General features: G+C 47.8%; 19 protein-coding genes. 1 reads left to right on the top strand and 18 read right to left on the bottom strand.

Features of this window, described 5'->3' with window-relative positions; all coding sequences use genetic code 11:
- Window positions 1-43: 43 nt before the first annotated feature.
- The 6 genes from cmk to uvrA form a co-directional block, all read right to left on the bottom strand.
- Window positions 44-736: a (d)CMP kinase gene (gene cmk, locus MMIC_RS03650; RefSeq protein WP_072659097.1), complete on the bottom strand. Its 693-nt coding sequence runs from the start codon at window positions 734-736 to the stop codon at window positions 44-46.
- Between the two features lies 1 nt (window position 737).
- Window positions 738-2,081 (bottom strand): 3-phosphoshikimate 1-carboxyvinyltransferase, encoded by a 1,344-nt coding sequence (aroA, locus tag MMIC_RS03645; protein ID WP_072659096.1) that lies wholly within the window; start codon window positions 2,079-2,081, stop codon window positions 738-740.
- A complete protein-coding gene (locus MMIC_RS03640; protein ID WP_227819330.1) occupies window positions 2,081-2,962 on the bottom strand; it encodes a prephenate dehydrogenase in 882 nt (293 codons plus the stop codon). The genes aroA and MMIC_RS03640 overlap by 1 nt, the downstream gene beginning before the upstream one ends.
- Window positions 2,959-4,083, bottom strand: a complete 1,125-nt coding sequence (hisC, locus tag MMIC_RS03635; protein ID WP_072659095.1) for a histidinol-phosphate transaminase — start codon at window positions 4,081-4,083, stop codon at window positions 2,959-2,961. Before hisC ends, MMIC_RS03640 begins: the two co-directional genes overlap by 4 nt.
- 17 nt (window positions 4,084-4,100) lie before the next feature.
- The gene (pheA, locus tag MMIC_RS03630; RefSeq protein WP_072659094.1) at window positions 4,101-5,252 is read right to left on the bottom strand and encodes a prephenate dehydratase; all 1,152 of its coding nucleotides are present in this window, start codon (window positions 5,250-5,252) and stop codon (window positions 4,101-4,103) included.
- A 141-nt stretch (window positions 5,253-5,393) separates the two neighbouring features.
- A complete protein-coding gene (gene uvrA, locus MMIC_RS03625; protein WP_072659093.1) occupies window positions 5,394-8,204 on the bottom strand; it encodes an excinuclease ABC subunit UvrA in 2,811 nt (936 codons plus the stop codon).
- A gap of 202 nt (window positions 8,205-8,406) precedes the next feature.
- On the opposite strand from uvrA, the gene MMIC_RS03620 reads away from it, so the two are divergent.
- Entirely contained in the window at window positions 8,407-8,862 is a 456-nt protein-coding gene (locus tag MMIC_RS03620; protein WP_072659092.1) for a hypothetical protein, read from the top strand.
- A 184-nt stretch (window positions 8,863-9,046) separates the two neighbouring features.
- Here the strand turns inward: MMIC_RS03620 and priA are convergent, their stop codons facing one another.
- The 12 genes from priA to MMIC_RS03560 all read right to left on the bottom strand — a co-directional run bounded on the left by priA (window position 9,047) and on the right by MMIC_RS03560 (window position 24,793).
- The gene (gene priA / locus MMIC_RS03615; RefSeq protein WP_072659091.1) at window positions 9,047-11,200 is read right to left on the bottom strand and encodes a replication restart helicase PriA; all 2,154 of its coding nucleotides are present in this window, start codon (window positions 11,198-11,200) and stop codon (window positions 9,047-9,049) included.
- Window positions 11,201-11,210: 10 nt separating this feature from the next.
- Window positions 11,211-13,133 (bottom strand): polysaccharide biosynthesis protein, encoded by a 1,923-nt coding sequence (locus MMIC_RS03610; protein WP_227819329.1) that lies wholly within the window; start codon window positions 13,131-13,133, stop codon window positions 11,211-11,213.
- Window positions 13,134-13,185: 52 nt separating this feature from the next.
- On the bottom strand, window positions 13,186-13,467 hold the full coding sequence (locus MMIC_RS03605) for a ComEA family DNA-binding protein (RefSeq protein WP_072659089.1): 282 nt from the start codon (window positions 13,465-13,467) through the stop codon (window positions 13,186-13,188).
- Complete coding sequence (locus MMIC_RS03600; RefSeq protein WP_227819340.1) at window positions 13,457-14,479, bottom strand: O-antigen ligase family protein; 1,023 nt, start codon at window positions 14,477-14,479, stop codon at window positions 13,457-13,459. Before MMIC_RS03600 ends, MMIC_RS03605 begins: the two co-directional genes overlap by 11 nt.
- A 242-nt stretch (window positions 14,480-14,721) precedes the next feature.
- Window positions 14,722-15,699, bottom strand: a complete 978-nt coding sequence (locus MMIC_RS03595; protein ID WP_072659087.1) for an MraY family glycosyltransferase — start codon at window positions 15,697-15,699, stop codon at window positions 14,722-14,724.
- Window positions 15,696-16,655, bottom strand: coding sequence for an NAD-dependent epimerase/dehydratase family protein (locus tag MMIC_RS03590; protein ID WP_083530419.1), 960 nt, complete (start codon window positions 16,653-16,655; stop codon window positions 15,696-15,698). The genes MMIC_RS03595 and MMIC_RS03590 overlap by 4 nt, the downstream gene beginning before the upstream one ends.
- A gap of 1 nt (window position 16,656) precedes the next feature.
- Window positions 16,657-17,781: a non-hydrolyzing UDP-N-acetylglucosamine 2-epimerase gene (wecB, locus tag MMIC_RS03585; protein ID WP_072659086.1), complete on the bottom strand. Its 1,125-nt coding sequence runs from the start codon at window positions 17,779-17,781 to the stop codon at window positions 16,657-16,659.
- Window positions 17,778-18,839 (bottom strand): polysaccharide biosynthesis protein, encoded by a 1,062-nt coding sequence (locus MMIC_RS03580; RefSeq protein ID WP_072659085.1) that lies wholly within the window; start codon window positions 18,837-18,839, stop codon window positions 17,778-17,780. Before MMIC_RS03580 ends, wecB begins: the two co-directional genes overlap by 4 nt.
- Window positions 18,836-19,705, bottom strand: a complete 870-nt coding sequence (locus MMIC_RS03575; RefSeq protein ID WP_072659084.1) for a dTDP-4-dehydrorhamnose reductase family protein — start codon at window positions 19,703-19,705, stop codon at window positions 18,836-18,838. The genes MMIC_RS03580 and MMIC_RS03575 overlap by 4 nt, the downstream gene beginning before the upstream one ends.
- Entirely contained in the window at window positions 19,702-20,934 is a 1,233-nt protein-coding gene (locus MMIC_RS03570) for a glycosyltransferase family 4 protein (RefSeq protein ID WP_072659083.1), read from the bottom strand. Before MMIC_RS03570 ends, MMIC_RS03575 begins: the two co-directional genes overlap by 4 nt.
- Window positions 20,931-22,307: a hypothetical protein gene (locus MMIC_RS03565; RefSeq protein WP_227819328.1), complete on the bottom strand. Its 1,377-nt coding sequence runs from the start codon at window positions 22,305-22,307 to the stop codon at window positions 20,931-20,933. The genes MMIC_RS03570 and MMIC_RS03565 overlap by 4 nt, the downstream gene beginning before the upstream one ends.
- A gap of 56 nt (window positions 22,308-22,363) precedes the next feature.
- Window positions 22,364-24,793 carry a hypothetical protein gene (locus tag MMIC_RS03560; RefSeq protein ID WP_072659081.1) on the bottom strand — a complete coding sequence of 810 codons (2,430 nt, stop codon included), beginning with the start codon at window positions 24,791-24,793 and terminating at the stop codon, window positions 22,364-22,366.
- Window positions 24,794-24,799: the final 6 nt, after the last annotated feature.

The following is a 24,799-nucleotide window of genomic DNA, read 5'->3' as shown; positions in this document are numbered from 1 at the left end:
TAATCCGGCAGCACTCATTCACTGCCGGTGTTTCGTTTCTATTTCACGCTGCTGCCTGAATCAGCCCTCGCCGTTCAAGCACTCCGAGCATACGATCAACCACATCATCGACGCGCATCGTCGTCGAATCGATAGTAATAGCATCCGCAGCCTGACAGAGAGGGGCATGCTGACGTTCCCGGTCTCGTTGGTCACGCATTTTCAGTTCATCCACCACGGCTTCAAGTGTGCTCCCACCATCATCTTTAAGCTGTGCCCAACGACGACGCGCTCTTTCGCGTATAGATGCCGTGAGAAAAAACTTGGCAGGAGCATCAGGTAATACCACCGTCCCGATATCGCGCCCGTCCATGATACAACCGGCCTTGGCCAGCTGATGTTGTAGAGCCAGCAGTTTTTCACGCACTTCAGGCTGAGAAGCGACCTTCGATGCAGCCTCCCCTACCTGTTCACTACGCAGACTGCCGGTAATATTTTCACCATCCAGGAAAACACCTTCCACGGTCCAGTCGATCGACATCAACAGTTGATCCACCAGATCAGCCAGTGCATCTGCACTATCCAGTGCAACATCACGACTTAATGCGACAGAACCAACCAACCTGTACAGCAGACCTGTATCCAGAACAGGCAGGCCAACCTCATCAGCCAGCATTTTTGCCACCGTCCCCTTACCACTGCCTGAAGGTCCATCAATGGCAATTGTCAGTCCGCTTATGGCTTGCCAGCTGGACATATTATTGCTCATCCGCCCAGCGCACATTCATACCTATGCTCTGAGCCAACGTCACAAAGTTTGGAAAACTGGTCGCAATCGCAGCCGCATTATGGATACGGATCTCACCTTCAGCCCGTTGTGCAGCCACTGCCATTGCCATGGCAATGCGGTGGTCTCCCAGTGCATCGACATCGACATCACCCTTGAGACTGGCAAGCCCGTGAATCACAGCCCCATCCGGCATCTCGGTAATATCAGCACCCGCTGCAGACAAAGCATCAGCCATGGCAGAAATGCGATCCGACTCTTTCACACGCAGTTCTTCAGCATCTGCAAGCACAAATTCACCATCAGCAAGCGCTGCCGCTGCAAACAGAACGGGGAACTCATCAATTGCATCAGGCACATCATCAGGATTAACAACCATGCCGTGCAGGCCACCTGATCTGACACGTACATCCGCTACAGGTTCCTCACCGACACTGGCTTCATTTTCCAACAACAGGGCAGCGCCCATATCTGACATCACCCGACGCCAGCCATCACGTCGATCATTGATGCCTATACTCTTCAGTGTGACATCGGAGTCTTTCACCAGGCTTGCAGCCACAGCGAAGAAACAGGCAGAAGAGGGGTCTGCAGGAATCACCACATTATCTGCAGGCGCCGTCAGTCTGTCTGTCGGATGCAGTGAAATAGTACCATCAGATGCCACTTCAACAGGCTGTCCAAACAGTGGCAGCATACGTTCAGTATGATCGCGAGTCGGTTTCGGCTCATTAACCTTTGTGATGCCATCGGCATAGAGACCAGCCAGCAGCACACAGGATTTTACCTGCGCACTGGCAACTTCGGAAACATGGTGTATGGCTGTAAGCTTGCCACCAGTGATAGTAATCGGCAGAAGATTTCCAGCCTCGTTTCCTTCAACAATTGCCCCCATTTTACGTACCGGATCCACAACGCGTTTCATCGGCCGTTTACGCAGCGAGGCATCACCAGTCATGGTGGAAGAAAAGCTCTGACCGGCAAGCACACCGGTCATTAAACGTACACATGTGCCTGCATTGCCTGCATTGAGCACAATATCCGGTTGCTTCAGACCATGTAGTCCTACTCCGAAAACGCGCAACGATGTTTTCTCGTCATTCAGCCATTCGATACGAACGCCCATATCAACAAACACCTGAGCCGTGGAAATATTATCTTCACCGGGCAAAAAACCATGAATTTCTGTCACACCATCAGCCAGAGATGCCAGCATCACAGCGCGATGTGACATCGATTTGTCACCGGGAACGACTATATCCCCTTTCAGTGGCCCCTTCGCAGGACCTGCAATCAGTGTTCCACCGATCTCCATTATAAACCTTCCCCATGTTTGGCAAGCCAGTTATCACGTGCTTCTTTAGCCGCACCAAATTCGTTTAACAGTCTCTCATCGTCGTCAGCCAGAAGCGCTTCACGCAGGCCATTCAATTCAACCTGAAATAGCTCAATCTGATGCAACAGTGCGTCCCGATTACACAGGGCAATATCACGCCACATTTCCGGTGATGAGGAAGCAATGCGGGTAAAGTCACGAAAACCACCAGCCGCGAAACGGAATGGGTCCTGCGTCTCTGTTGCCTGTTTACTGACTGCGTTGACCAGTGCGAAAGCTGCCAGGTGCGGCAAATGACTGACGGATGCGAGAAACTCATCATGATCAGATGCGCTCATCACCTCTACCCTGCTGCCAGTCTGCTGCCACATCTCTTTCACACGTGCCAAAGCTGCCGCATCCGAATCGGATTCGGGTGTAACAATACAGAGGCGTTGATCAAACAACTCAGCAAACGCGGCTGCCGCGCCTGACTGTTCCGTACCCGCAATAGGATGTGCTGCAATAAATCGTTCAGGGTTCGGTAAAATCTGTTTCGCTGCCGCAATAGCCGTCTGTTTGGTACTGCCTGCATCAGTCACCACACACCCGACAGGCAGGTGATCTGCCATCGCAGCAAACAGGGACTCGTAAGCATTCATCGGCACAGATAACAGAACCATATCGGCAGATGAAACAGCCCTGGCAACATCGTGCGTCCAGTCATCCACCACACCGAGTTGCTGAGCAAGTTCGAGGTTTTCACGACTGCGTCCTACACCTGTGACACGATGAACCACCCCGGCCCGTTTCAAGGCAAGGCTGACCGAACCACCAATAAGCCCGGTGCCAATCACGACCAGATGTTGAATAGGGTTCACGATGCAGAACTCTCCTGATCCGACAAACTTGTCATTATTGTTTCAAGCTGTGTCAGAAATTCCGCATTTTCCTCAGGCAGGCCAACTGAAATACGCAGAAACTCAGCCATACCATAAGGCGCCAACGGACGAGGGATGATGCCGTGATCTTCAAGCCTGTGCAAAATTTCTCCACTCTTGCTGTGGCGTAGCAACACGAAATTGCCAAAGCAGCGGCCACCGGACAAACCCATCTTTTCCAGAGCAGATTCAAGCCTCTCCCGTTCGGCATTGGTTTCAGACACACGTGCCATGACCCATGCCCTGTCATCAAGAGCTGCCAGTGCAGCACTCTGAGCTAACAGATTCAAATTGAATGGCTCACGGAAACGATTCACCAAAGCCACAATTTCGGCGTTAGCTATCGCATATCCGATACGCACACCAGCTAATCCATAGGCTTTGGAAAAGGTACGGCTGATAACCAGACCCGGATGATTCAGCTCATGCACCGAATCACCCAACGCATCAGCAACAAATTCGTAATAGGCCTCATCAATAATTACCACAACATTGCGCGGCAACTGGTCAAGAAAAGACTGAAGCGCCGCATTGCTATGCAGAGTGCCGGTCGGATTATTCGGGTTGGCAATACAAACCAGTTTTGTTTTTTCATTGACTGCAGCAAGCATGGCATCCAGATCATGGGAGAGGCCGTCTGATTCCGGCACAGCTATACCTGTCGCACCTGCAGCCTGAGTAGCCAAGGCATACACGATAAATCCACGCCGGGCATACACCACCTCATCATCAGATCCGGCAAAAGTTCGGATCATGAGCTCCAGCACTTCGTTGGAACCATTGCCCAGCAATATTTGATCGCGCGAGACCCGGTGAAAATCAGCCAGTTTTTCTTTCAGGCCATTGGCATCGCCATCAGGGTAGCGATGCACTTCGGATGCGGCAGTCTGCATAGCTGCAACCGCCCTGGGAGACGGACCGTACGGGTTTTCGTTCGATGCCAGTTTAATCGCCCGGTTCAATCCCTTCTCACGCAGAAGCGTCTCTACCGGTTTACCCGGCACATAAGGATACAGCCCTGCAGTTTGCGGCACTGTCCGTGCCATCCAGTTTATCGACATCTTGTTTCCCTCAGAAACTATAGTGGTTTGGATACGGGATAGGAGCCCAGAACCTTGATAAAGCCACCCGGCTTGGACTGAATCTCATCAATCGCATCTGTCACAGCCACATCATCACGGTGCCCCTGTACATCGGCAAAAAAGACATATTCCCATAGCTTCTTCTTCGACGGACGCGATTCGATACGCGTCAAGCCAATGCCTCGCCCGGCAAATGATGTCATCAGATTATGCAGAGCTCCCGGTTCATCTTTAATCGACATCACCAGAGATGTTTTATCTTCACCCGATGCCGGTGAATCATGCTGACCTATGACAAAAAAACGGGTGGTATTATCGTGAAAATCTTCAATGTTTCGTTGCACAAGTGACAACTCCGACTTGTCTACAATCGAGTATGGGCCAATGACTGCACACTTTTTCCAGTCCAGCGCACCGCTTTCACTCACTCTGGCTTCATCCACAATCTGAGCTGCACGCATCGTGGAAGATGATTCCATCAGTTGTGCATTCGGCAGATGAGAGGCCAACCAGTTACGGCACTGCCCTAATGGCTGAGGGTGCGAAATCACGACTTCAATATCATCAAGGCTTTCTGCATAGGTGAACAGGTGATGATGAATGGAGAGTTGCACCTCAGCACAAATAAATACATCCCGTTCCATATCTGCAAACAGGTCCAGTGTCGGTGTCACAGCACCTTCGAAAGCATTTTCTACCGGCACCACGCCATAAGTGGCTCGTCCGGCCTCCACCTCATCGAATACCAGTTCAAGCGAACTGCACGGCAGATACTTCGGGGTAGCTCCGAACTGACGCGTAGCTGCAGTATGGCTGAATGTCCCTTCAGGACCGAGGTAAGCAATCGTCATCGGATGCTCAAGAGCCAGACATGCACCGATAATTTCACGATAGATACCGTGAATAGCTTCATCGGGAATTTTTGTTTCGTGGGAAGATTCCGCGGCATTGGTATTGCGCGACAAAAGCCTGCGAATAATCGATGCCTCACGGCTGGGCACATAAAATGGAACATTGCCCTTATTCTGTTTGGCTTCGCCCACCTGACCGGCAAGACGCGCTCGCTTGCGGATCAGATCCAGAATCTCGTCATCAGCCGCGTCAATCGCAGCCCTCAATTCACTCAGTTTTGCTTCCAAATCACCCATGCCAGCAACCTAGCAGCGAGACCTTGAGCAATCCATTCAGAATTACAGGATGCTCTGAAATGTCAGGGTATCCAGGCAGGCTATGGATGGCCTGCCAAAATCATGCACCCTTAGTGGCTGATTTTGTATGCAAAGGAATAATCACAAATTTGCTTTCAGGTAATGACCTGTATGCGAGGCATCACAGGCAGCCACCTGTTCCGGTGTGCCAGCCATCACCACTGTGCCGCCCTTATCACCACCTTCCGGCCCCATATCGACAATCCAGTCGGCGGTTTTGATCACATCAAGATTATGTTCGATGACAATCACCGTATTGCCACGATCAACCAGCGCATGCAGTACATCTAGAAGCTTGGCAACATCATGGAAGTGTAAACCGGTGGTCGGCTCATCAAGAATATACAGCGTATCACCTGTAGCACGACGGGCGAGTTCTTTGGAAAGTTTCACACGCTGGGCTTCTCCACCAGATAAAGTAGTTGCTGACTGGCCGAGCTGAATATAACCCAAGCCCACCTCATTTAACGTGCTCAGGCGGTTCTTCAATGCAGGAATGGCGGAGAAAAGCTCCAGACCTTCTTCAACCGTCATATGCAATACTTCGTCTATCGTTTTACCTTTATAGCGGATATCCAGAGTTTCACGGTTATAGCGTTTCCCCTGACATGATTCACAGTGCACATAAACATCGGGAAGAAAGTGCATCTCCACTTTGACAATACCATCGCCCTGGCATGCCTCGCATCTGCCGCCCTTCACATTAAAGGAGAAACGACCAGCCTTGTAACCACGTGCACGTGATTCAGGCACTTGCGCAAACAACTCACGGATGGGCGTGAAAATGCCTGTATAGGTAGCCGGGTTAGAGCGCGGTGTGCGCCCGATCGGACCTTGATCAATATCAATGATTTTATCGATCAATTCGTCCCCTATCAGCGCTGAATATTCACCGACTCGTTCGGTTTTCAATCCCTTGGATTTTGCCAGCGCACGAAACAGTGTGTCGTTGGTCAGGGTGGACTTACCAGAACCTGAAACGCCTGTCACACAGGAGAACCGTGCCAGAGGAAAGCGGGCCTTCACCTGCTGCAGATTGTGTTCACATGCCCCATCCACACCGATCATATCATGCTTCTTCAACACCTTCCGCCGTTTGGGAACCTGAACTTTTTTGCGACCCGACAGGTAATCAGATGTCAGTGTTTTAGCTTTCAGGATATCTTTCAAATGCCCCTCAGCCACCACTTCCCCTCCGTGTTCTCCAGCCAACGGCCCCATATCTATCACCCAGTCAGCACAGCGAATCGCATCCTCATCATGTTCAACCACGATCACACTATTGCCTAGATCTCGCAGTCGCCTGAGCGTGGCAAGCAATCGATCATTATCGCGCTGATGCAGCCCGATTGAAGGCTCATCAAGAATATATAATACGCCGACCAAAGCCGAGCCGATCTGGGTTGCCAGCCTGATACGTTGCGCTTCACCACCTGAAAGCGTGCCTGACGTACGCTCAAGGCTGAGATAATCCAGCCCGACTTCGACCATAAAACCGAGACGTGATGATATCTCTTCCAAAACCTTGTCAGCTATCGTGCGATGCTGCTCGGAGAGTTTTAAACCCTGCACCCACGCCTGCCCTTCACGTAATGGCATGGCGACAATTTCGGGCAGTGATTTACCTGCAATGCGCACGAACCGGGCAGGTTTCGTCAGTCTGGAACCTTCGCAGACCGGACAGGCAATCGTATTGATATATTTGGACAGCGCTTCGCGCACATCATCTGAAGATGTTTCACGATAACGTCGTTCCAGATTGGGTATCACACCTTCAAACGGACGTTCAACCGTACGATTCTGACCCGGTGTTTCATAAATAAACTGAATTTTCTTGCGCCCTGTTCCATAGAGCATTGCCTTTCTGGCTTCAGGTGAAAGTTCATTGAATGGTGTCTCCATACTCGTACCAGTATGGGATGCCACTGCCTCCAGAGTCTGGCGATACATGAAGGTTTCACGACCCGCCCATGGCTCAATCGCACCACCAATAATTGAGAGCGAATCGTCAGGTACCACTAACGACGGATCAAATACCGTTTTGCTACCCAGCCCATCGCAGGAAGAACATGCGCCAACAGGTGAATTGAATGAAAACAGGCGAGGTTCGATTTCCGGATAGGAGATGCCGCAATCAGCACAAGCGAAACGCTCAGAGAAAACATGCTCTTCTGCTCCAATGAGTGCCACCATCAGACCTCCACCATAACGCAGAGCAGTTTCCACCGAATCAGCCAGGCGCGTACGAATACCATCGCGAATCACCAGTCTGTCTACCACCAGTTCGATGTTGTGTTTGATGTTTTTCTGCAGGGCAGGCACATCTTCGAGCGCCATCACCTCACCATCGATGCGCACACGTACAAAACCGTCTTTGCCAGCCTTTTCCAGCTCTTTTCTGAATTCGCCTTTTTTACCACGCGCGATGGGTGCCAACAGTTGCAACTTGGCTCCCTCGTCCAGAGATTCCAGCTGATCGATAATCACAGATGCCGGTTGAGAAGTGATTGGCTGACCGCAACCATAACAGTAAGGCTGACCAATTCGGGCAAATAGCAGGCGCAGATAATCGTAAACTTCGGTGATTGTACCCACAGTAGAGCGTGGGTTTCGGCTGGTCGTTTTCTGCTCTATCGAAATGGCCGGAGAGAGCCCTTCAATACCATCCACATCAGGACGCTCCATCATGCCGAGAAACTGACGTGCATATGCCGAAAGCGACTCGACATAACGCCTCTGTCCTTCAGCATACAGCGTATCAAAAGCCAGCGACGATTTCCCGGATCCGGACACACCGGTGACAACCACCAGCTTATCTCGCGGAATATCCAGACTGATATTTTTCAGATTATGTACCCGCGCCCCTTCGACACGGATGATATTTTCACTCATATTCACCCTCAACCAAGAAGCCGATATTACATACTACGCCCAACAACAAAACCCTGTCAGAAGTATATATCCAGGCTCAGAGGTTCAGGTACTACCGCACAATTCAATCGATTAAGCTGCAACGGCTGGAAGAACTCTTTCACTACTCTCCAGTTCGCGTGCTATCATGAACCCATAAACACAGTTAAGTATTGGAGGAAATATGAACATCATGGCCACCCTTAATGCATTTAAAGGAAAACAACTCAATGATGAACTTATACAGTTGATTACAAGCGTATTTGATAAACAGAACAGTAAGCTTGAGAAGCTGAAAGAACAAAATGCCAGCCTGGAAAAAAGTGTCGCAGACCTCAGTGTACAACTTGAGAGAAAGGTAGCCCCACCCCGGCCAGTTACTACAAGCAATCAACTATCTGAAGTAGAGACTGCTGTCTTATCCAATTGTATCGATTCAGGCATTTCTGGTTTTTGTTCAGAAGATATGGTTACTTCACTCTCATATGGCAGGCTTGAAACCATTTCAGCAATTGATCAATTAGAAAGAAAAGGGTTACTGCTAATCGGGCCTCTAGCCCCTGAAGGCACATTTTATTCGATAAGCGATAAAGGCAAAAAATATGTACACAAAATTGAAAATGATGATTACTCATATTAACACCTGATTGATCTATAGCAGAACAGCCGGGTTGGACTCGCTTAAGCGAACCCGAAGGATGTAGGACCACACGAAGTGCCTACAAAAAGGCAGGAGCAAGTAGCGGCGATCCCGCTACGCGATAGTTCATTTAATTTGGACGGGCTTTAGCCCGCCTGAAAGGTAAGACCCAGGAGGGGGCGAATCACATCATATCCTGCGGATCAACATCCATGCGCACACGCACATCGTTTGGTACCTGCATGACTGCAATCAATGGCTCCAGCTTCCAAGGCAACAGCTTGCGCGAAATATCCCGCAACACCACCTCGATGCGATATTTACCTGCCACGCGCTCCATCGGACATGGCATCGGCCCGCCAATTTGAAGACCCTCGATTTTTTTGCATTGACCGACAATAGCTGTTGCCACCTGTGTAGCTCGCTCAATCTTTGCTGATGAACAAACGATACGTACCCAGCGTGCAAAAGGTGGAAAGCTGAGCATCTCCCGCAACTGCAGCTCTTCGCTCAGAGTGGATTCAGCCTCGGATTCAGAGATACGGCTTAACCAGCCGGCTTCCGGCATACGTGTCTGAATCAACACTCGTCCCGGCTTATCACCACGACCAGCGCGTCCCGTCACCTGTGTCATCTGCTGCCACCAGCGTTCCGAGGCACGAAAATCAGGAAGGCTGACGCCGAGATCAGCATTGACCACACCAACCAGAGTCACATTGGGAAAGTCATGCCCTTTGACCAGCATCTGCGTGCCGATCAGGCAATCCAGCTCGCCCTTCTCAAATTGTTCCAGTGTTTTTTCTAGTCGGGAATGGCTGGTAATCACATCGCGATCAAACCGGGTGAAGCGAAGATCGGGAATATGTTCATGCAACCACTCCTCCAGCTTTTCCGTCCCCTCACCCAGAGGCAAAAATGCGGCTTCTCCACAGGACTCACAGGTCTTGGGCGTTCTGCGCCTGTAACCACAAGTATGACATCTCAATGAACCGGCGCGTCTGTGCAGCGTCAAGCGCATCGAGCAGGATGGACATTCAGGCACATCTCCGCAGGCCGTACATTGCAAAGCAGGCGCATAACCGCGGCGATTTAGAAACAGGATGGATTGATCTCCGCCGGCCATGGTTTCCTGAAGTGCAGTCAGCAGGGTATCAGAAACCGGTGATTCAATATCGCGCATATCAACCACTTGCGGAACAATCTGAGCATTGTCAGTCACAATGCGATCAGGCAGATCAAGTCTCTGATAAAAGCCGCTCAACACTTGTCGCCAGCTTTCCAGGCTTGGTGTTGCAGATCCCAGCACAATCGGGATTTGCAGCTCCTGTGCCAGCAAAACAGCCATGTCACGTGCCGAATAACTCATACCTTCCTGCTGTTTGAAACTGGCATCGTGCTCCTCATCTACGACGATCAAGGCCAGTCTCGGCAGCGGCAGAAACAGAGATGAACGGGTACCGATAAGAATGTCCGTTTGAACAAGGTGCTGGCGAACGACTAAACGCTCTTTCGCAGTCATGGCCGAATGCCACAGGGCTACTTTCTCAAAGCGCTGTTGCAGTCGTGCCAGCCACATCGGAGTAAGGCCTATCTCGGGAACCAGCACCAGCACCTGACCGCCGGATTGAATCACCGACTCGGCGGCATTCAGGTAGACCTCGGTTTTACCCGAACCTGTTCGCCCGAAAAGCAGGGAAGGCTGAAATCGCTGCTTTGCCCCGATGATTACTTCAATCGCCTGCTGCTGGGCATCCGTCGGCTTTAACCCGGCCATCGAATCAGAATCATTCCTTTGCGTAGCCCACATTGGATCAGGAAGAACTTCCTCAATCAACTGATCTGCGCAGGCCCGGCTGATAACATGCCGGATACCTGAAGTTTGAGTGGTCCTATCTATCAGGGTTTTCAGTGAAAGCGCTGCACGCGTGCGAAACAGCCCGGCCAGTTCGGGACAAGACTGGCTAACTGCTTCTGAATCGGGACAGCGAAAGCGGCGAATATCATCCTGCGATGCCCAGCCCAGCGCACTGCTCCACAGATCTCCCGGTTGCGCCAGATAGTAGCGACGCACGCGCTCCAGCCACTGCAGCCGTTTTTCATCAAACAGCGGCTTTTCATCCAGACGATCCAGCACTTCTTTATATGTGATAGCGGCTTCAACGCTTGCATCAATCGAAGCAATAATACCGAAACGTTTGCCTCTTCCGAATGGCACCTGAACCCGAATTCCATTTACAGGCTCTCCCAGACTCTCAGGCCAACGATATGTAAATGTTCCGGCAAGCGGTGAAAACACTGCGACTTCTACATACTTCTCTTGCAGGCATTCTATTGTCATTCCGCTGATCTCAGCTGGAAATATCGGAAATGGCTTTCCCGTGACTCTTTTCAAGAGAATCAGAAACAAATTCCGGCACAAGCACTTTCAACTCCCGATACAACCTGTTCACATCGCGGCTGGCACATGACTCGCCCAGATTAACCAGCACATGCTGGATCTGTTGCCAGTCTACTTCCCGGCTTGCTGAAAGAAGAATCTTCGGATGCGATGTTGGCTGCAAAACCTCAGACTCATGGAACAGCTCTTCATACAGTTTTTCGCCTGGCCGCAAACCGGTGAATTGAATCTCGATATCTCTGCCCGGCTCAAAGCCAGTAAGCCGAATCATCTGCTCAGCCAGTTCAACAACTTTCACGGGTTCGCCCATATCGAGCACAAATATCTCACCACCCTGCCCCATCGTTGCCGCCTGAAGAATCAGACTCACCGCTTCGGGGATGGTCATGAAGTAACGGGTGATCTCAGGATGCGTAACTGTAATTGGTCCACCGGCTTCAATCTGGCTGCGAAACAGAGGTACTACGGATCCGGCTGAGCCCAGCACATTTCCAAAACGGGTGGTAACAAATGCAGTTGAGTCCGTTCGAAGATTCAAGTTCTGGCAATAGATTTCAGCAGTTCGTTTGGTCGTACCCATCACATTGGTCGGATTTACAGCTTTATCGGTAGAGACCTGAAGAAATTTCTTTACACCGAACTCAACCGCCAGATCGGCAATCTGGCATGTCCCCAACACATTTGTTTTCACTCCTTCAGCCGGATTACCTTCAACCAACGGCACATGTTTATAAGCAGCGGCATTAAACACCACATCCGGTCTGAAATGTTCAAACAGCCAGCGCATTCTCGATACATCTCTTATATCACCCAGCACGGCGTGCATCTTTACATGATCAGCCGTACCAACAGATGAAAGCTCTTTATCAATCGTATACAAATTGAATTCGCCATGATCGAGCAGAATCAGCTTAGTCGGGTTGTAGCGCAATACTTGCCTGCACAGCTCCGATCCGATGGAGCCACCTGCCCCTGTCACGAGAACAACCTGAGCAGCGAGAAGGTCATGGATACCTGACTGGTCCAGTTCAACAGCTTCACGCCCCAGCAGGTCTTCAATCTGTACCTTACGAAGACGTGATACCTCAACCTTGCCGTCCGCCAGATCAGATACAGATGGTAAAGTCCGGCAAGGAATCGCATGTTTTTGACACTTACTTAATACGGATTGAATGACCTGGTGTGGTGCAGAAGGCATGGCCAGCAAGACAACTTCCACGCCGAAGTTTTGAATTGTTTTTTCGATAGTCGAGAGACTACCAACTACCCTGACACCATGAATCTCCTGACCCTGCCTTCGCTGGGAGTCATCAAGAAACCCGACAGGCTGATAAGGCCCGTTTTTCAAAAGATCACGAACCAACAATTCTCCTGCCTGACCAGCTCCAACCAACAATGCACGTTTACGAGAAAACGTTGTGATATTCAGGTTTCTGTCCTTAAGCCAGCGGTAAACCAACCTTGGAACAGCCAACCCTATAATGAGAATTGAGGGGTATAGCAGTAGAACAGAACGAGGTATTCCCTCCATGCGCTGCCAGACAAACAGGGCAATAAAACACAGTAATGCTCCAATAAGAACAGCCTTGAGAATACGTAACAGATCCGGAATCGAAGCAAAGCGCCAGATGCCCCGGTATAGACCAAAAAACCAGAAAGTTACAGCTTGGAGCGGCAGACTGATAATAATCAGAACTTGCAGGGGCCTGACATATTCAACTGGGATAACATCAAGATTAAAGCGCAGCCAGAATGCCAGCCAAACTGCAAGCGGTATCCACGCAAGATCGTGGATCATAACCAGCAGACTGTTTTGTAATAGCTTGATCTTACCCATGGCTTGCCATGCTTCACAAAAAAGAAGGCGCGGCAATCATCTATCCTGAGTTGCCACGCCATTTTTCATTTTCATTTAATTCGTGGTGTTAATCGTCCTGATTACCAATGGTCAGTGAATCTTTTATTTTGGCCAGTTTTTTCTCGCCGATACCTTTCACATGCAGTAAATCACCAACTTTTTTATATGCTCCATGTTTATTGCGATATGCGACGATTGCCATGGCTGTTTTATCCCCAATGCCCTTGACTTCCTGAAGTTGTTCAGCTGTTGCACTATTGATGTCTACCATATGATCACCAGCGAAAACCGGTGTGCTTATCATCATGATGGCAAGAAAAAATGACGCTAAGATTTGTTTAAATTTCATCACTTCCCCCTGTGCTTCTAGAGTTCTCACTACTTACTGACATTGCTGTTGCCAGCAGTAGTACAGCTAGTATAGCAGAAAAATGTTCTTCCATACTGGAGGATGACAAGGCATGCAGCGCCAGAGCCAACCCAGATAAGGTACTTAGAGGGGCAACAACAGAGTGTTGCCAGTCTACCTTAAACCCTTCTCTCATCCAGACTGACAATAAGGCAAGAAGCAATATAACTCCAGCCGGCCCCCATCGCGTCAAATTAAGAATATATTGATTGTGGGGATGTGCGAAAGATTCAGCAACAGTAATATTTTCAGTCAAACGAAAGCCGCTTTTCAGGTCACTAACTGCATGCGGCAAACCGCCAGTCCCTACACCAAGCAAAGGTTGTTTTTGCCAGATTTCAATACTTGTTTTCCACATGTAAAAACGTTCGAGAGTCGCCAGAAAAGCATAATCGGTATTATCAAGCGAACTAGCCGATTTCAGCTCATGCTTCTGAGTCAATGCCTGCCACGTCCCTTGCAGGCGCTCTTTTCCTGGTCCAATACCAATCGCTAGCACAACAATCAAACAACCAACCGAGACAGGGATAATGACCTTCCAGCTTTTCAAGTCGAAAACCCATTTGTAAAGCACGCATAACATCAGGGCAATAGCAATGAGATAACCACTACGCCCCTGCGCAGAAAACACCATGACATACGACCAAGCTGCTAGCCCCCAGAAGATCAGGCGTAGTCGCCCCTCCCGAATCAGCCCCAGGTGTAATAACCAGGCAGCCCATATGCCGTAGACAAGTCCAAAGCCAATGTGGCCAATATGACCAGTAGCATCTTCAGCATTTGATCCACCAGTTGTCACCTCAACATATCCATACATCTGCATCACACAATAAACCAGATTCAGTGTTAATCCTGATGACAATGAAAGAAGAAATAATCTTCTCGCTTTGGTCTCGCCAAGAATAGAAACGGCAACTGGTAACAACAGCCAGAACCAGTGCCTGCCCAACACATGCAAACCCCACCTGAAGTCCAGAGTCCACAACAAACCAAACACAACCAGAATCAGATAAGCACTTAGAATGACACTCAATAGCCTGTAGTTTTCCCAGCAATGTTTTGCCCCCTGCCACCAAAGCCCTGAAACAATACCTAGCCCCAGAAACACGCCAAGAGCAGCATTTGTAGCTGCAACTGAGAATGGAAACAACAGCGCTGAAACACAGAGAAAAAAAGTAATTATAGCTGGCATCCTCATTCAGAGAATCCGGACTCATGGCGGTGAATCCACCCTGCTATCAATAAATAGATCAGACTCCATCCGGCCAGCAAACACGCAGTAAGCACAGTATTATCATAATGCAGTGCTGCTAGAGCAGACCCCCCGCACAATATCATCACTCCATATTCAGCCAGAACCGTCTTCTTATGCCCCCAGCCAGCTTGTACCAGCCTCTGGTAGTAATGAGAGCGATGAGCTTCCCAGATCCGCTCACGATTTAGAATTCTCCGAATCAGAGTCACCGTTGCATCAGTAACAAAAGGTGAAAAAACCAGTAGCGGGAACCACCATATAAATATTTCACTCTGAATCCCCCACAGGCTGAATGCAGCTGCGAGCAACCCAAGAGTAGCAGAACCCAGATCTCCCATGAAAATTTTTGCAGGTGGAAAATTCACGCATAGAAAGCCGAGAGCCGCTGCACCAACCAATGCAGCATACTCTGCATATTCATTCGCTCCCTGTAGCCAGCCGGCACCAGCAAGAAACCCGAAGCCAAATAACGTCATACCTCCGGCAAAACCATCCATTCCATCCATAAAATTATAAAGATTTAGCATCCAGACTATGGCAAACCATGTGAACAACATCCCTGTCACACCATCAAATACAAGTAAACCACCAGCGATCAACACGCTTGCAGCCAATGCATGCACCAAAATACGTATTAGCGGGGAGAGCTCTTTCAAGTCATCAACAAATGATATCCCGGCCACAAGTATCGCTGCGACAGAGATCCACCCCATCGTTTCCGGCATCTCATACAACCAGGATTGAATTACCCATGCTGCGAAAGTGGCCAGAATGATGGCGACACCACCAGTGCGGGGGGTCGGTATTTCATGCAACGAACGGTCATTTGGTGAATCAAAAATCTTTAACGGTGAGTGGCGTGATAATAGAAGCAGGCAGAGCATCAATGACAAACCAAATGAGAGCAACAGAATCATCCTGTAGCCCCGAGGTATCTGATGATTTCCGGCAATGCCTCTTGTAAATTTCTCTCTGCTTTATAACCCAACTGCTGTTCAATCTTTTCGGAAGAGTATTCTGCTGATCCGATTAATTTCTCCAAAGCATCAGAATCGAAAACAAATCTTTTCCCACGCATAGTTCCAATAGCATCACCAACCTTTGCCAACAGGTTCAGTACAAAAAGAGGCATGCCCCAGGCGGGTACGGGCTTATGCAACGCATGACATATCCACTCATACATCTGGCGCGTAGAGTAGGCTTTTCCATCAGTAACAATGTATATTTGACCTTCCGCCTCAGCACATTCAGCTGAGAGCAAAGCTGCTTTCACCACATCTTCAACATGCACCATGGAACGGGAGTTATGTACTTCAGGCAGAGGAGGAAATTTGCCATCTCGAATAGCTTGAATCATTTTTGGAAGGTTCCCCTTCTCCGTATTACCATAAACCATAGAGGGCCTGATCACTACCGGGTGCGGCACATAGCCACCTTCCAGAACCAGCTTTTCTGAGGCTCTTTTTGACTGTCCATATGGCGTAACAGCTGCTGAAACAATAGTTTCGTCCATTATATTCTGACTATCACCTACAGCTTTTACGCTGCTAAAATAGATAAATCTTTTGATCCCATTTTGTTTACAAACTTGCAAGAGCTTTTCTGTTGCCACTGTATTAATGCGAAAATATTCATCCGCGCTCTGTTTTGTCTCAGCCAGTGCATGTGCTTTTCCCGCCAGGTGAAAGACTGTATCAATGCCGGATAGAACTGACTCATCAAGGGCTTCCTGCATATCCCACAGGTGAAACTGAGCATCAACATTCGGGACCGTGCGCCCCAACACATGCAAATCGATATGTTTTTCTAGCAAAGCCCTGCACAAACTTTGGCCGATGAACCCCGTCGCCCCGGTTACCAGAACCGCTTTCAACTCAAGACTCGCGCCAGACAGTCCGCCGGATATAATCGGTGTAACTCTGGATCACTCTTGCCACCTGAACAGAAACATTACCGCCTTGATAATCTGGGACTACAGCTACCATCTCATCTCTGTCATGCTGATCCAGGACGAGTGCGACAGCATCGATTAATCTGCCAGGAACAACATCAGACATGACTAGCGTCCCCTGGTCCATTCCTTCTGGCCGTTCATGGGCCTGACGAATGGTAACTGCAGGAAAGTCTAACAGTGAACTCTCTTCTGCAATGGTTCCACTATCAGAAACCACACATTTAGACTGCTTCTGCAGATAGATATAATCGAGAAATCCCATCGCTTTCATAAATTGGATACGTGCATCTATATTGCCATGGGCCAATTCATCAAGACGCTTGCGTGTCCGCGGATGGACAGAAAAAATGATCGGCATATCGTAGGATTGGGCCAGTGCATTCAGGGATTCAAGCAAGCCAGTCAAACGCTCAGGGGTATCGACATTCTCTTCCCTGTGGGCGCTGACAAGAAAATACTCTCCAGCCTTCAATTCCAGTCTGCCAAGAATACCTGAACCATCTATCTTCGGCGCGTAATACTCCAGCACTTCCTGCATGCAGGAGCCGGTTTTGATAATTGTTTCAGGCCGAATGCCTTCGGAAACAAGATAGTTACGGGCATGTTCGGTCAACGGCATATTGATATCGCTTATATGGTCAACGATACGACGGTTAATTTCTTCCGGAACACGATCATCAAAGCAACGGTTTCCTGCTTCCATATGGAAAACCGGAACTTTTCTACGCTTGGCTACTATGGCAGCCATACAGCTATTGGTATCACCATATAACAAAATCGCATCTGGTTTTTCAAGTGCAATGACCCGATCTGATTTCTCTATCACCTGTGCAATAGTGCTGGCAGCTGTTTCAGCGGCCGCATCCAGATAATGGTCAGGTTTCCTGATTTCAAGATCCTCAAAGAAAACACGGTTCAGCTCATCATCATAATTCTGGCCGGTATGAACCAAAACATGGTCAAAACAGCGATCCAATTCCGCTATCACCCGTGACAGTTTGATCAGCTCCGGACGTGTGCCGACTATTGTCATCACCTTCATCATGCCAGCAACTCTCCGCCCTCAGCTAATTTGACCGTACCGGGAATCAGATTATGTTTTTTTAGTAACGCCAGCGTTCCATCAAAATCAAGCACAGTATCTTCAGAACTAAACTCCTTGGTCAAAGCACTCGGCTCATGTTCAGGACTCAGTTCTGGCAGCATCGGACGAATCGCGTAGTAGTCACCACGGCGGGAGGTATGAAAACACTCCTCTTCGGATACCATAATCTCATGCATTTTTTCGCCTGGTCGGATGCCTGTTACCTTGATCTCAATATCAGAATCACCGATCAGCGCTTTGGCGATATTAATAACTGTCGCGGCTGGAGCATCTGGAACCAGAGTCTCACCCGCCTTTGCCGTGGCAAGAGCCGCAAATACCGTATCAACGGCCTGATCGAGAGTCAGTAGAAAACGGGTCATATCCGGTACTGTTACTGTCACTGGTCCGCCATTGGCGATCTGATCATGGAAAAGAGGGATCACAGAGCCTCGCGATGCCAGCACATTACCGTAACGTACGCATATAAAACGCGTATCCGGATTCAACACATTGGCAGAGGTAAAAATGCGCTCCTGGATTGCCTTAGTCATGCCCATGACATTCACAGGTTTGGCCGCTTTGTCAGTACTGATGCCGACAACGGTATCAACAGGATAATCATTTTCACGAATTGCCCGCACTATGTTCATAGCACCGATACAGTTTGTCAGGACGGCCTGGTCGGGAAAATATTCACAGGTCGGAACCTGTTTCAATGCTGCTGCATTGATCACCACATCAGCACTTTTCACTGCCGAGCAGACATCGCCGAAATCGCGAACGTCACCGATACGGAACTCCAGAGCCTGCTGGAAATTATTGAAAATAACCTCATCAGTCGTCACCGTTTTATGGAGATAAGCCATGCGCATATCATGCTGTTTACCCTCGTCACGGCTCATCACTATCACCTTCTTCGGTGTCCCCATCTCTCCTGAGAGTAGGCGTCGAACCAGGACCTTGCCCAAAGAGCCAGTGCCGCCAGTCACCAATACGCTTTTACCCTGCAAATTCATTCAGATCTCTCCCGTATCTGCACTGCCTGTTCCGATAGCATCTCATCCCATGACGGTGGCCGATATCCAGTTTCTTTGTTAAATTTTGATGCATCCAGACTGCGTTCGCAACAGAAATTGGCATCTTCTAGCAATCTAATATCTGCTCTGCCCATAAACTCAGACAGTTTCGATAATAATTCAAACTTATTAATCGGGTCGCTGGCTACATGCCATAAGCCTGACAAGGCTTTGTGTTCAAGCAACACGTTTTCAATGATTCTTGCCATCTCCATAGTAGTAAAACCGCTATAAATCGCTCGAGAAAAACCATTGACCTGACCACTTTGAGCCAGAAACCATTCAATCAGGCTTTTGTTTCGTGCCAGCTCCAAGCCTATAATTGATGTACGTAGCGTAACTGCCTGCACATCATGAACTTCACCAAGGAGTTTACTTCGTCCGTATAAATCTGAGGCATCTTCCAGATCATTCTCGGTATACATGCCTTTTAAGCCGGAAAACACACAATCCGTACTCATATGGATCAACCGGGCACCGACCTCTCCACACAGCTGGCTCAAACGGTGCGGCAGCAATGAATTAACCTCAAGACTTATAATTGCATCCTGTGCTTCTGCACGCTGCTTGACGATACCTACTGCATTCACAATAGCATCTGGCTGGAATTTGCTGACCGTTTGTTCAATTGTATTGAAGTCGCGGACATCCACACCATAAAAGGAATTGGTATCATGAAACAATCCATAGTGATCATAACTTCGACTTTCCCCTCTCAGGGTTACGCAAACTTCATGGCGATCGCTCCATGATTTCAGTAGCTGGTGGCCCAGCATCCCATCACCGCCAAGTATCAGAATTTTCACTTATTCTCCTTTACCAACTGCTGCATCCATCCTTCAAGACGTTTCACCAGCATATCACGCTCGAATTCACTTTCATAATAGGTTCTTGCAGAACAACCCATAGCTTCACGAGCACTCACTGGCATACGATATAGCTCAAGCACCGCATCCGCCAAAGCCTCCTCATCCTCAGCGCCAACTGCAAGCCCTGCACCGGCATCCTGAATAACTCTGGCTCCCTCACCGTTCAATGCAGCCACAACAGGCTTGGCACAGGCCATATATGTCTGCACTTTGCTCGGGATAGTCTGTGCAAAGACTTCATCAGCCTTCAGGGTAACCAATAGCGCATCCGCCTTTGCAAAGAAATGAGGCATCTTTTCGGCTGGATAAGAACCGAGAAAAGTAACCGTACCTCCAAGATTCAACCGTTTCACCTCCTGGCGCATCCATTCTGCCCGCCGACCATCCCCAACAATAACCCATTGGATGGCAGCCTCATGTTTTAACCTTTCAGCTGAACCAAGAATAGTTTCCAGCGCTTGCGCTTCACCCAGGTTCCCGGCAAACATTACCCGAAATCCTTCCGGAACAGCGATGTCTTGCAGCTTTATCTCAGAGACTGGCAACGGCCGGTAAAATGATTCTGCCCAGTTTGGATAATACAATGTATCCTCCAGCACTGCACCTGCTCGCACCGCAGGTTTCACAAAAGCCTGTGATTGCACCAGCACCTTATCGCAATGGCTGTATATCCAACGCACCATGCTAGCAACAGCGTTCAATATAGCTGGCGAATTTACCGCGCCGGCAGCTGAAAGACTTTCCGGCCAGAGGTCCTGCACCCAGAACAACATCGGCGTTTTTTTCAATCGGCGCAGCAACATGCCAGGAATAGCAACTGTAAATGGCGACGGCTCATAAACAAAAATAACATCGAAGTTTTGTTTTCTAAAATACCACGGAGCTAACAGAGAGCCAAAGAGCACAAATGAGAGGTAATTCAATGCCAGCTGCCAGCCGCGCCCCTCCCTTCTCAGAAACATAGGCGTGCGATAAACGGGAATCCCATTCATCTTGTCATAGCGTTTCTTCCACCAGCTATACCCCTCAAACAGTTTACCTGTCGGGTAATTCGGCATGCCGGTAAGTACGGAAACATCATGCCCACGTTGTTTTAACGCCTGCGCCAGATCATTGATTCGAAACTGTTCAGGCCAGAAATAGTGGGAAACGATCAGAATATTCATCGGCTTTTTCTATCACACATATACTGCGCTATCTTTTCAGCAACAAATATGATCACCAGATTCAGATAAATGGTGCCGAACAGCATATAGCTTCGCGCAGGAACGTAGCCAAAACTCATATAACGATAGGCTATAACCTGGGCTATCAGAGCACAAAGAATCACATTCCTGCCACCCATTTTATAGGCAGACAGCTCCACAAACGCTGCAAATAAACCTGCCAGCACAATGCTTATAAACAGAAACAGATAGGATCCAGGATAGAAACAAAAGGCGATAATTCCAGGCAATGAAACATAATGGTGTTTGGACGTATCCATATTCCTGTATGGTGATGTAATCAATTCCTTGTCAAAAAAACTAGTTTGATTCACATCGAACTTCTCATCCCAGGCCGTACCCCACAGATCCCACCCCATCGAAGAACTACTAGCCACAGCCATAACACCTTCTATTCCAACCCAGCGATCAAGAATCAAATCTGCCAATTTATTTGAACTATTATTCTCAACCACCTTATCTACAGTGATATTAGCTATTTCCTGACCGGCTCGTAAGTGATTCACCACGAAAACGGAGGATACAAATAGAATTCCAAATATCGCCGCAACTATCAAAAGCGTGCGAATATTAGAGGTTGTCGAGTAGATTCGAAGGCTTCGAAGAGCACCGTAAAACAATGCGCCACCATTGAGTATCATACCTCTACTCAGCATGGAAACATTACTTAGAAATGTTTCCAGCAAGGCCAGCATGGCAATCAACAGGCTTGTACTCTTTTTCAATGCAAATTCAAAATGAAGCATTAAAGCTGAAACTGAGGCTAAGCCAAACAGCAACAACCAAGTATAGATGCCACTCAAACCAAATGGAAGCACAGTCCTTGGCACCTCTCCACGTTGGTATATGCCGAAGAAAACGTTCGAAACTGCTACTAACACAACTACACAGACGAAGGCCGTTAGAATATAGTTTCGATACATCTGATAAAATGCAAACAAGCCACGCATAGATACAGCGTTCATCTTATCCGGATAATTAAAAATAAACCTTTCTCTGATTATACTTGCAAGCAAGAAGCCTGATAGACCACAGGCAGAGATCAACAAGGCCTGGTCAAATGCGGCCGGCGAGCCATCAAACATCCCAGTCGGTTGTCTGAACACACCATCCAGAAAGGCAATGCGAACCGAACTCTTTAGCCAGAACCCGAGCCACAATAACAAGCCAATAAACGTATCAAAAAAAATGGCTTTTTTTCTAAACCCAAAATACAGTAACAAATTCGAAACAATTGTAAAAAGAATATACACGTATCCTTGCCCAGAATACTGTAGAAATGCTTTAATGGATAAAGCACAGATGGAGCCCACGATTAGAAATATGAACAATTTATACGGCGTAACAGCTCCAAAATGAAGATTCATCTTCACTGTACATCCATTTTTTTTGAGAGTTTCAAATTACCGTTACCCGCTTCCGATAATCTACTAAGCAGAACTCCCCATATAAAGAATATTATAATTCCAGGATATGGCTGCCGCAAAGAAACATTAAAAGAATTTTCTATCAACAGGAAAAACAGTACCAGTCCCGCTAAAGCAAGGGAAGAAGATGAAAGTGCAGGATCCTTGCGCTTATTGTAAAGCTTAATCACTGTAAAAATTATTAAAGATCCAAGTGGTATTAAAGCCATAAAACCAAAGTTATAAATTAATCCCAGGTAGTAATTATAAGCACTCCTGACTTCCAGCTGATCAGGTTGCTGGCTATGACCAAACAAGAAAGTTGGAAAGTCCTCTGTAATACCTTTGGTATACAATTCCCAGTGTTTTAATCTACCATCCATCTCCGTCTCATTATTAATTCCAGCTTGTTCTATGGAAGCAGTTACTCCCTGTAAATTTGAATCCGGCCGGGCTATGAATGCAACTAACAGTGATACAAATACGAATCCAATAGCCAACTTTGAAGTATTTAGCTTTGAAAGAACAAAAGGGGCCAAAGTTCCGCCTACGAACAATAGTGTAATTGCGCCCAGCGAATCTGAATAAATTACATACACACCCATAAAAGGAGAAAGCCATAACAGCACCTTGCGCAAACTTGGCTCATCAAACTCAGAGTACAAAGCAAGCAAATATCCACTCACAAATATCACCGGGACATAATCTAAATGCTGGTAAATACTTATCACATAAAGATAGGGCGTTAAAATATTGTGGCCTTGAAGTAGCGTAGCTAAAAGTTGCAAGGGAACCACTACAGCCAAGATATATAAAAATATAGCTTCAAACCGATAGCTACTATTTTCCGGCTGCACATAACTCTGCCCCAGCACTAAAGCAAAAAGGGGTAATATGTATTGCATTAACAATATGAACTTTCCTACATTCTGCTCTACATCAGCAAGATTGAAAGCAATAACCGAGGTCAATAACATGCAGGTGAAAACAACAAATAAAACGCTTACCGAGAGCCGAACACGATCAAAGTTAACCAATAGGGCAATTGCGACAAAGCAAACTATTGCCGCTATAGGCAATGGAAGGTCAAACAACATACCCTTTGCATCAAACAACATCACTGGAGAATTGAAAATACGACCACTCAGCTGAAAAAATACAGGTATAAACATTAAAAACAGTAACCAAGCCTGCCTCGAATGATGATGCAACCGTGTCAATTTATATCCATTTTCTCGATCCTGATTTCTATCAGTCCAATGGGTAATAGCAGGTGACAGCGCATAGAAAACATATGCAAGTATTCCACTCCAGAAAAACAGAGCAGATAGTGACTCCACGCCAAGTAAAAAATAAATAAACGGTATCGTGGCAATCAGCAATACATTCGAGAGGACATCCGGGACGAATGCACTAATTTTAAGGATTTGCAACATGTGAATGCGGTGATGCTGGGCTAGAATCATTAGACCACCACCCATAAACGAAAACCCTATTGTTTGGATAAATAGCTTTGTTTCATCAATCCAATCAAGGGTAAATGCACTAATAATTACACAGAACCCTACAGCAAGTAATATGATTACGGTCAATCGCAAAGCATCAGGTACGGCATTGCTGCTTGATTTGGCTTTCAAGGCCTGACTTGGACCTATAGCATATGTATAAACTGCGTTTAGCATACCCCCAATGGCATACGCAGAAATCAACATCCCTCCCACAACTCTCCCTGCCATTAAGATAATAAGCACCCTGAAAATATAAGTGGAAATAGCTATTGCCCAGCTTGAGCCAAGATGTGGCAAAAATGAACGCATTGAAGGCAGAGAAGATGATTTCACCATCCTGATGAAAAATGGCATGGATTGAAGAATGGGGGTTGCTGCCCAAATTCCAAGTGCCAGAATAAAATCCTGACCGCCATTTATTAAGGGGGAAGCAATCAACAAAGTTAAACTTACAAACTGAAATAAGATGAATCTGAACGCATATGGCATGTCACCATATTTTTCCCGTTCACTGATATGAAGTTCTGCCATCCATTCTGCACAGCGTCGTAGAATCAGCATGACAGTTACGACTATTGTTGACTCCACCATAGTATTACTTAGAAAAAATACGACTACGGCCAGCGGTAGTAATAAAACCACTCGGAATCCAAACTGTTCTTTTATTTCAATATCAGTTTTACTGGCAAGAATCAGGTTTCTTGCATTGGCAGAAAATGCCATGAATGCAGCCAACAAGGCCCCTTGTATAACCCCCACATCTGCAGCCATCTCAGGATGGCCTGTCACACTTAATGCGATTAAAAAAAATGTCATCGCGAACATATTGAATGCTATTGCCATTGAAAAAGCATTGTTTTCAATTATTTTGATTAATTTAGCCACTAATTC

This window comes from Mariprofundus micogutta (assembly GCF_001895085.1).
Lineage (GTDB): Bacteria > Pseudomonadota > Zetaproteobacteria > Mariprofundales > Mariprofundaceae > Mariprofundus > Mariprofundus micogutta.
Note: the sequence above shows the minus strand (reverse complement) of the source record. Positions and strands in the feature narration are given on the sequence as shown.

Coding starts and splice junctions, on each gene's coding strand:
- cmk (WP_072659097.1), bottom strand. CDS start 736: ATGTCCAGCTGGCAAGCCATAAGCGGACTGACAATTGCCATTGATGGA.
- aroA (WP_072659096.1), bottom strand. CDS start 2,081: ATGGAGATCGGTGGAACACTGATTGCAGGTCCTGCGAAGGGGCCACTG.
- hisC (WP_072659095.1), bottom strand. CDS start 4,083: ATGTCGATAAACTGGATGGCACGGACAGTGCCGCAAACTGCAGGGCTG.
- pheA (WP_072659094.1), bottom strand. CDS start 5,252: ATGGGTGATTTGGAAGCAAAACTGAGTGAATTGAGGGCTGCGATTGAC.
- uvrA (WP_072659093.1), bottom strand. CDS start 8,204: ATGAGTGAAAATATCATCCGTGTCGAAGGGGCGCGGGTACATAATCTG.
- MMIC_RS03620 (WP_072659092.1), top strand. CDS start 8,407: ATGAACATCATGGCCACCCTTAATGCATTTAAAGGAAAACAACTCAAT.
- priA (WP_072659091.1), bottom strand. CDS start 11,200: ATGACAATAGAATGCCTGCAAGAGAAGTATGTAGAAGTCGCAGTGTTT.
- MMIC_RS03605 (WP_072659089.1), bottom strand. CDS start 13,467: ATGAAATTTAAACAAATCTTAGCGTCATTTTTTCTTGCCATCATGATG.
- MMIC_RS03595 (WP_072659087.1), bottom strand. CDS start 15,699: ATGATTCTGTTGCTCTCATTTGGTTTGTCATTGATGCTCTGCCTGCTT.
- wecB (WP_072659086.1), bottom strand. CDS start 17,781: ATGATGAAGGTGATGACAATAGTCGGCACACGTCCGGAGCTGATCAAA.
- MMIC_RS03580 (WP_072659085.1), bottom strand. CDS start 18,839: ATGAATTTGCAGGGTAAAAGCGTATTGGTGACTGGCGGCACTGGCTCT.
- MMIC_RS03570 (WP_072659083.1), bottom strand. CDS start 20,934: ATGAATATTCTGATCGTTTCCCACTATTTCTGGCCTGAACAGTTTCGA.